Origin of the sequence: Holospora curviuscula (genome assembly GCF_002930195.1) — a bacterium.
GTDB classification, from domain to species: Bacteria; Pseudomonadota; Alphaproteobacteria; order Holosporales; family Holosporaceae; genus Holospora; species Holospora curviuscula.
The window spans coordinates 1-7,571 of the sequence record NZ_PHHC01000151.1 but is presented as its reverse complement, the minus strand read 5'-3'; the positions used below and the strand labels follow the sequence as shown (position 1 = coordinate 7,571).

At 35.2% G+C, this 7,571-nt stretch carries 5 protein-coding genes and 1 tRNA gene; 5 read left to right on the top strand and 1 reads right to left on the bottom strand.

All coding sequences use genetic code 11. From position 1 onward, the window contains the following. Positions 1-207 precede the first annotated feature (207 nt). Positions 208-280, bottom strand: a tRNA-Trp gene (locus HCUR_RS07590). A 928-nt stretch (positions 281-1,208) separates the two neighbouring features. On the opposite strand from HCUR_RS07590, the gene HCUR_RS07585 reads away from it, so the two are divergent. From HCUR_RS07585 to HCUR_RS07575, 5 genes are all read left to right on the top strand, one after another. Continuing rightward, on the top strand, positions 1,209-2,645 hold the full coding sequence (locus HCUR_RS07585) for a replicative DNA helicase (protein ID WP_104207465.1): 1,437 nt from the start codon (positions 1,209-1,211) through the stop codon (positions 2,643-2,645). A 789-nt stretch (positions 2,646-3,434) separates the two neighbouring features. Further along, positions 3,435-3,836, top strand: a complete 402-nt coding sequence (locus tag HCUR_RS07580; RefSeq protein WP_104207464.1) for a hypothetical protein — start codon at positions 3,435-3,437, stop codon at positions 3,834-3,836. Further along, on the top strand, positions 3,808-3,975 hold the full coding sequence (locus tag HCUR_RS08925) for a hypothetical protein (protein ID WP_165780879.1): 168 nt from the start codon (positions 3,808-3,810) through the stop codon (positions 3,973-3,975). Before HCUR_RS07580 ends, HCUR_RS08925 begins: the two co-directional genes overlap by 29 nt. Positions 3,976-4,359: 384 nt before the next feature. After that, a complete protein-coding gene (locus HCUR_RS10375; RefSeq protein ID WP_423751905.1) occupies positions 4,360-4,428 on the top strand; it encodes a hypothetical protein in 69 nt (22 codons plus the stop codon). Between the two features lie 185 nt (positions 4,429-4,613). Next, positions 4,614-5,879 (top strand): hypothetical protein, encoded by a 1,266-nt coding sequence (locus tag HCUR_RS07575; RefSeq protein WP_104207463.1) that lies wholly within the window; start codon positions 4,614-4,616, stop codon positions 5,877-5,879. The last annotated feature ends 1,692 nt before the right edge of the window (positions 5,880-7,571 follow it).

The window sequence follows — 7,571 nt, the reverse complement described above, 5'->3', positions numbered from 1 at the left end:
TCAGAACCCCAGGATAGACGGTGTTCGCCAAAAGATGGGTTCTTGAACGAACCTTGGCTTGGCTCAATCATTATCCAAGATTGTCTACAGAGTACGAAATAGCTTTAGCAGCTGTCGAAAATAGGGTGAGGATCGCTAATCCACAAATACGGGTTCTAAGTATTAATAAGATAACTAGTTATTTACTTTTTTAGTTTGGAGAATTTTCAGGAGTGGAGGGTTTCGAACCCCCAACCGCCGGTTTTGGAGACCGGAGCTCTACCCGTTAAGCTACACTCCTTTTCCCTTTCAGTATAGCTAATTTTTTAATACTTTGCAAGTGCTGAATTTTTTTATCAGATTTTTTTCAAAGTCTATTTATGCTAATTTCGGAGCTCGGTGTTGTCAACTTTTAGAGCCAGGGATTGTATCATTGTGGCGTTGTAACATGCATTGCTAGAATACCATATGATTTAAGAAAAGATTAAAAAAAGGAGTAGAGAGAAGACCTAAAAACTATGGTCATAAAAAGCATTGATAAGAGAGATAATAGTGGGTGACCAGTACAGATAAGCCTGAACCGCTTTACCCAAAAAGTATGTCGATAAAAGATTCTTGCGATGGGCTAAAGCTGGATTTTGGCAGAGAATACTCGATATCTTAGTTCCGGATATGGATAATGATTGGCCCTACACTCATAAAAAATGCTGTTGGTGCTTTAAAAAAATATAGAAACTATTATGTAAACACAAGGGCTAGCAATAAAGATTGCTTAATACACTGCATGCTCTGCGCTTGGCGCCTCAATTAGATTTTTTGTAGATCAAAGATAGAACTCCAATTACAGGGAAGATACCAAAAAATCTGTACACACTGAGGCTGTTATGTCTCCAAAATTTGAGAGAAAAATTTCACGATACTATGATCAAGAATTATATAGTGATTTATTGCTCAAATAGATGACAACACTGCCTACAATTAAAGGAGAAGACGCTCCACAAGTGATAGCTATAATGCGGAATATAGCCGTCAATTGATCATTATGTTACTTAAGACTTCAGTAAAACAACACTCTATACCATGATTACCCAACATGATCGTATGCATTAATCGGAGAGTCTCTTCTAAAGTTTTTATGAGGTAGTCCCAGGAAAATGTTATTCTTTTCTGTCACAGTGACAGTAAAACGTGATACACTAATTTTTTAAATTTTATAATAGAGATCTACTATGTCTGTTACGCCAACTCTACCACAGACGCCTTACAATTTAGAAATTGAACAGTCACTTTTAAGTATTTTACTGCGTAATAATAGTGTATTTGAAGATATTGGGGAAACCTTACACCCTGAGTATTTTTATACTTCTCTTCATCAACATATTTTCAAAACGCTAAGCCACTTAATTCGCAAAGGACAGATTGCAAACCCTATCACTCTTAAGCACTATGTGGAGAATTATTTACAAGGAGATGATGTAGGACTTTCTGATACCTATTTAGCAGAGTTAGTAGGACTTTTAGTACCTACACGAAACGCATTATATTACGTTAAAGTGATCTACGATCTGTACCTAAGACGTCAATTGGCAAGTTTGGGGGAAGACATTTCCTATGCTGCAGGTGTAATGGATGTGGAAGGGCCCGATGCCATTCAACAAATTGAAATCGCAGAAAATCAACTATTCCAAATGCACAAAGAAAGTGCAAAATCTCAGGTATACTCTTTTGCTTTTGCCCTTACTCAAGCGATCGAAAGTGCTCAGCTTGCCTACCAACGAGACAGTCATGTTGTAGGGGTCAGTACAGGTCTTCTAGACTTAGATAAAATGCTCGGTGGGCTTCATCCTTCAGATTTAGTGATCTTAGCAGCACGTCCCGCCATGGGTAAAACAGCCTTAGCAACCAATATCGCTTTCAATGCGGCGCGATTAAAAATGCGTGATACGGAGAATAAGGGGGACGGTGCTGGTGTAGGATTTTTTTCACTCGAAATGTCCGCACTGCAATTAGCGATGCGGATTATTGCGCAAGAAACAGGAGTTTCTTCCGATCGTATGCGTCGAGGTGCCATCGATAAAGAAGCGTTTCCTTTATTTGTAGACCTTTCTAAAGAGCTCGCAGCGCTTCCTTTATTCATTGATGATACTCCTGCTTTATCCGTTACCAGTCTTTTAACGCGAGCACGTCGTTTACAACGAAAGGAAAACATCAAACTAATTGTTGTAGATTATTTACAGCTTTTGACCACAGGAAAGTCTAATTCTGAAAATCGTGTCCAAGAGCTTTCTGAAATTACCAGAGGGCTTAAGCAAATGGCAAAAACTCTGAATGTTCCAGTTCTAGCACTGTCTCAACTTTCTCGCGCAGTGGAACAGCGAGAAGATAAACGTCCTATGCTGGCGGATCTCAGAGAATCAGGAAGTATTGAACAAGATGCTGACGTGGTAATGTTCATTTATCGAGAAGAGTATTACGAAGCACGCAATAAACCTCAGGAGGGTTCGGAAAAAATGATTCATTGGCAGCGCCATATGGCAGAAATATATAATAGTGCAGAGGTTATTATTGCCAAACAACGCCACGGTCCTACGGGTAGTGTCTTTCTTCAATTTGACGGCGGACGCACAAAGTTTTCTAATGCTGCTTCTAAGACAATCAATTTTTAAGAGTATTGAGAAAAGGGCAATCAACACTTCTAATAATAAATGAAAAAAATTTTATAGTATCTAGGTTTATATTGCGTAATAATGCATAATAAAATTTTTTTCTAAATTATCAATAAACACACTGTTCACGTATTACTTGAATTTTCATAAAATAAATTCAATTGTCTATTCGGAGCCGTTGTACTCTAATGATTTTTCTTTAAAACGTTTACAAAGTTGGCCTACATAAGGTTGAATCTTTAGATAGCGTATCTTTTTTGCTTAATAGATATACTATCCTCTTCTTTTAAGCAGTGCGTAATACATAGATTTTTGGAAAATTGGTTATAATGGAAGAAAATAGAAGATATTTAAAGATGTCGTATTCATTAGATTTTTGTCGTAAGGGGTGCGCTATGAGGAATCGGGTAGACGTTTTGGAATGGGTTAGCAGACGATAGAGAGAGTAGGCGTTTAGAACCGAACTTGGACTCTTTAGAACACGATATCACCATGGATCCTGATGTCTATCAGCCAGATTAAGCGAAGAGCTTTGGGATTAGGGTTATTGGCATTTTGAAAGCGCTGAAACGTCTTGGTGTTAAACCCTGTATTCATGGATAAACGGAGGGAGTATAGTCAAGCTAGGAGATAATAAGAACGCGTGATCTAAGCGATGTAACAAATCATGACTGACAGCTCATTAAAGATCATTTTGCATGGGGCAAGTATGGTAATAGAAGTAACCACGAAAAGAAAAATCGTGTTCATAGAGTAGTTTACATAATAAAGAGCGGCTGCCCATAGCAAATGCTTTCTAAAGATTTTTCCCCATACTCTATTGTACATTGGTTTTATCGACGCTTTAGAATCAAAAGAATATGGGCAAAAGTACTAACGCTTTTCAAGATACGTCGAATAAAAGCTGGTGGAAGTAAACACCCCAGCGATCGCAGGATTGATTCACACAGTGTCAAAAATACCCGGGCTTGTGAACAACGCAGCATTGACGGAGGGAAAAAAAAGGAACCTAAACGCCATCGTGTTGTGGATACACAAGGCATAGTGCACGGTACTGTTCATGACGCTAATCACAGTAGGGGCGTGCAATGGTTCTTAAGAGGCTCTGCAACACTATCCGACAGTCAAAAGCGTTTTCGTCGATGCCGGGTATGGAAAAACCATGCTAGCGTTTGTAAGAAACGGTCTTAACAAGACAATTGAAATTTCAGAACCCCAGGATGGGCTGCGCTCGCCAAAAGATAGGTCGTTGAACGAACCTTTACTTGGCTCAATCATTATCCAAGATTGTCTAAAGCGTACAAAATCCTGTAGCAGCTGCCGAAAATAGAGTGATGATTGCGCATTCTATGGGCTTGTTAAGGCGGATCGCGCATTCATAAATACAGACTCTAAGGCTTTACTTATGAGCGTGTTGATAAAAGTAGTATTGATATAGTGATTTTGAAAGAAAGAGGATGGGGTAAAAAAAGTGAGAAACTGGTTGGTAAGAAGCGTGGTATATATTCTAAAACAACCAATATTATACTGGCTTAGTGAATCATCCATCCATAACACCCATGGGTTTTAATGCTTTCTTGCAACACAGCTCTTTTTAGTGATTGATTAGCACAGTCTTGAATCAAAGCGCTAAAACCCGGACACGGGATGATAATGCCTCATTTCATAACCCTTATAAAAAAAAGAAGGAGTAGAATTGGTTGGCGATAGGTTAGTGTTCTTACCGCCATATTCGTCCGACCTGAATCCCATTAAGAAATTCTGGGCTATTATAAAACCATGAATTAAATGTAACATTACCCAATGTACTGAATGATATAAGGTCTTACTTTAATTTTTTAAAATTCCATCTTTAAGCTACAGTACTATACATAGGCATCTTAAATACTTTTTCTACCACTTGACAAATTTTTTTTTTTTTTAATATTATTTTTGAACAACTAATATTAAATAATTTAAGGATTAAATATGAAAAAAATTAATATACTTTTTATTTTGGTAGCTATTATAAACTTCAATTCTGTATTTGCGTATAATCCAGAAAAGATAACCCAAGAATTAGCTATGATTGACGACCAACTTAAAATTTTAAACAAGCTTTCACAGCAAAGATCTGACAGTACAAAACTTTTACTGGAACTTTTGCAGAAAAAAAACGCAGAAGCAGAAAAAAATCCTGACAATCAACGTCTTTGGGAAAACATATTAAATTATAAAGAATACTTAAAATCTTTAGAGGACTTAGAGCCCTTGTTGTACTCTGTTACTAATTTTTTTCAAACTAAAAAGTCTAATTTTCAAACTGCTTTAGAAAAAAAAGATTTTAATTATCTCAAAATAGTGTATCCACATGATAAGAATTTGGGTCTAGAAAAGCGACTGGAAGAAGATTTTCAAAAAATTTTAAAGACTGTTCAAAGCACTAGATTGCTTGAGCAGGAAATACGTCAGGATTTTGAAGCTCCAGAAAACTCGCTCGGGCAACCACCAAAACATTCAGACACGCTTTATAAGCACGTAAAGATCCAACAAGAAGAAAATATTATAGAAAATAAAAAAGATCTACAACAACAAGAAGAAATTTCACAAGAAAAAGAAGAAATTTGTTCTATTCCTAGTAACCGCTTACCTCAGCACCCTGTTCTTTATTTCAGTTCTTATTTTGGCAAAAATTCATCCCAAGATCGTCTCAACAATCTTTATGAACTCGAAAAACGTCGTCGTATGCATGAAGAGCAGTGTTTAGTGGCTCTACAACAAGAAGTACTTTTAAAAATTAATCGTTTATTAGAGAACGCAGAAAAAAATTATTTATTAAGTTATTATGATGAGTTGAATAAAGATGTTTATTTGCTGAGAAAATTACAAAGCCTAACTGAGTCAGATACTATTGACAATAAAACACTAAGGTCAAAGCTGCGTTTTGATTACTATAGTGCTAAGATAGCGTCTAAAAAACGGATAAAAAATTTGTTCTTAATCAATCAACTTAACAAAATAAAACTAGATGTTATTGATTGTTTTACAAAAAAAAATGAAAACCCTCTAGCTTTACTAAAAGTTTTAGAAGTACAATCAGTGGTAGAAAATGATAAATTTTTAAGCGAACTGAAAAGGTTAACCCAGAAAGATTTGAATTTGCAAACGAATTACAAGAAAGAAGTGGAGAGACTATTGGAGAACGAAATAAATAAACAATATAAACCGAATTTTCTCAACCCAAATAATCAATGATTAAATTCACTTTATAGTCAGAAAATTGAGAAAAACATTGTTAAAAAGTGATAATACGTAATAGTTGCTTGAGTGCTCCTTCTGTTTCGTACCTTATCACCGCCTTCGTTACACTACTTTTACTCATTGCTTCGCGGATCTTTTGATCATTACCTAAGTTGATGTATTCTATTCCTCTTTTCTTTAAGTTTAGACTTTATTATTTGTTTGTCATTTTCTAATAATTACAAAAAATATAATCCTATTTTTAAGCTAAATTATTATACCAAGCTTTTTAGTATCCAGTTTTTTGTTTTTTCCCCCTCCGCTATTTTTTAAAATCACCCTATCAACACCACTTTCATTAATATATACAAATGTTTCAGAGGGTATATTTTTTATTGCTTATGCGTATCCATCTTGTTTTTCTTACTCTGCTTTTCCAGAAAAAAAAGGTTTTTTTATCTCTTAAATCCTATTTTCTTTTAATATTGCTGCAGCATATCCTTTGCGTATAGCAAATTCAGTCCCGATCTTTTTCAGCTTAGTATTCTCATTATTTTTGATACATTATTCTACTTTTGAGTAGTTCAATCTATACTTACACACTAACCATTCTCTAACATCGTACTTTCTTTTTTGATTACATACTATTAGGCTATTTATAGTAATTTAACTTAAAAATAGGATTATATTTTTTGTAATTATTAGAAAATGACAAACAAATAATAAAGTCTAAACTTAAAGAAAAGAGGAATAGAATACATCAACTTAGGTAATGATCAAAAGATCCGCGAAGCAATGAGTAAAAGTAGTGTAACGAAGGGGGTGATAAGGTACGAAACAGAAGGAGTACTCAAGCACGATTAGGCAGCACAGGAAAAATAAATTCAAAATAACAAAGATAAAACATGAGCCAGAGATCGCTAGTCTATTAACGTAAGCATTACTTTTGTCTATAGAACGCTTAAAAAGTGAGGTTTTAACGATAAAAACCCTTTACTTCTTGGAAGGCTTGTGAATACTTATCAAGAAACAAATCAACGATATAGCACTTGAAAATCTTGAAGAGCGTGACAAGAGAGGCATAGCAATGATGATTTGCAAAGATAGAGGGTGGTATAAGAGAAGTAAAACAATAGTGTAAGAAGCGTGTTGCATATTCCAAAAGAACCTATAATGGGTCTTGCAATACAGATTTTTAATTATTGGAAAAAACAGTATTGAATCAAAGCTCTAAACCCCTGAAAAGAAGAAGATTTTGGATCCTACCTTATTCCATAACGCTTATGAAAAAAAAGAAGTGATTGAATTACTTTTGCTGCGGGCTAATTTTCTTACCGCTATATTCGTCTGACCTAAACTCCATTGAGAAATTTTGGACTCATATGAAACGATGTATAACCGTACCATTACTCAATATATTGAATTCTATAAGGCCTTACTTCAATTCTTTAAATTCCATCTTTAAACTAAATTTTTATACTGGGGGGGATAGCATTAAACAAGGAGTTTACCTCATTCATAAGAAAGAATCAGCGTGTGTTAGTGACAACATAGACAAATAACCACGAATAGTTATAGAGAATAGCGCCTCAATTGCACAATGTGTAGAGCGTCTGATCTCTTTATCGTGAGCCCATTTTTTCTCAATAGGATGAAGATCAGGAAAATAAAGAGGTATTTAAAGTAAAGTATGACCAGAATTCTTAA